This window comes from Dietzia sp. DQ11-71, from assembly GCF_014144995.1.
Lineage (GTDB): Bacteria > Actinomycetota > Actinomycetes > Mycobacteriales > Mycobacteriaceae > Dietzia > Dietzia kunjamensis.
On record NZ_JAALDT010000236.1, the window covers coordinates 1 to 1,430 of the forward strand.

Here is a 1,430-nt window from a genome sequence, read left to right on the forward strand (position 1 = left end):
ATGTACGTCGCGATCGACGACAACCCCACCCGGTGGCAGTTCGACAACCAGATCCGCCCGTACCTCGAGCGCTGGCGCGCGCAACTCCACGGGGCGGGGATGAAGCTCGGCGTGTACACCAACGCCCGCGGGATCGACTGGTGTCGCCAGATCGGCCTCGGGGAGTACTTCTGGCAGCACGACTGGGGCTCCGGTGGGCGCCTCAACCCGAGCGCGACGATCCACCAGCTGCCGGTCCGCCAGCAGGTCACCGTCGGCGGCGTCGTGTCCGACCTCAACCGTGTCTACGCGCTCGACTACGGCCAGTGGTGGCCGGTCGACCCGATCGCGCTCGCGCAGTCGGCGCTCGGCAGCTCGATCTGACGCGACGTCTGGCGGGGTCGTCGCCTACTCGACGGTGATCTCGCCCATCGCCCCCCACTCCTCGCCCTCGGCGGTGGTGTTGATGATCCGCGGGGTCCGCTCGAGGTAGCGGGCGGCCGAGCCGGTGAACTCGGCGAAGTGGTCGGAGTTCACGTGCTGGGCGGGGGCGTCGCCCTCCCGGAAGGCCTCGCACAGCAGGAAGGTGTTCGGAGACTCCGGCGACCGGTACCAGTCGAAGAAGAGATTGCCAGGCTCGGCGCGGGTGGCCTCGGTGAACTCGCGGGTGAACTCGAGCCAGGACTCGGCGAACTCGGGCTTGACGTCGAAACGCACGTTGATGAGGATCATGGCCCCATCCTGCCGCGTGGGGAGCGGGCCGTCGAGGGAGGTGCGACTCGCCCCGATCGCCGGGGCAGGCATACGCTGTATCAGGTGACCATCGAGATGAGCACCGAGAACCCGTGCGTCCCGCGGGCAGAGGCCGACTCCTCCGTCCGCGCCGTCTGGAACCGCCTGTCGCTGGACGCGACCTCGAGCAGGAACGAACCGCTGATCGCGGGACTGGTCCTGGACCTCATCGACGGCTGTGATGACCTCGGCGAATCCCTCGCGCGCCTCGCCGCCTCCCGGGTCGCGACCCCCGAGATCGGCCGGCACGTGCTGGAGAAGGAGATCCGGGCGGTGCTCGTGGAGCATCCCCACGTCCTGGAGGCCGTCGCGGCCGACCTCGTGGTGAGCTTCGAGCGCAACCCCGCGTACCCCAACTACCTGGTGCCCTACCTCTTCGCCAAGGGCTTCCTCGGCCTGCAGGTGCACCGCGTGGCCCACGAGATGTGGAACTCCGGGCGCGTCATGGCGGCGTCGTTCCTGCAGAGCCGGATCTCCGAGGTGTTCGCGATGGACATCCATCCCGCCGCCCGTGTCGGCTCGGGCATCCTCGTCGACCACGCCACCGGGATCGTCGTGGGCGAGACCTGCGTGATCGGCGACGGCGTGTCCATCCTGCAGGGCGTCACCCTCGGCGGCACCGGCAACGAGGACGGCGACCGTCATCCCAAGATCGGCTC

Annotated in this window: 3 protein-coding genes; 2 read left to right on the forward strand and 1 reads right to left on the reverse strand. The window is 69.3% G+C overall.

Annotated features, from left to right (window positions below; genetic code table 11):
• A partial coding sequence (locus G6023_RS09105; RefSeq protein ID WP_182635107.1) for a glycoside hydrolase domain-containing protein occupies positions 1-363 on the forward strand: 363 nt, incomplete at its 5' end.
• A 24-nt stretch (positions 364-387) separates the two neighbouring features.
• Here the strand turns inward: G6023_RS09105 and G6023_RS09110 are convergent.
• Complete coding sequence (locus tag G6023_RS09110) at positions 388-711, reverse strand: putative quinol monooxygenase (protein WP_096906599.1); 324 nt, start codon at positions 709-711, stop codon at positions 388-390.
• Positions 712-795: 84 nt separating this feature from the next.
• Here G6023_RS09110 and G6023_RS09115 point away from each other — a divergent pair.
• Positions 796-1,430 (forward strand): serine acetyltransferase domain-containing protein (locus G6023_RS09115; protein ID WP_182635109.1); only part of this gene is annotated, 635 nt, incomplete at its 3' end.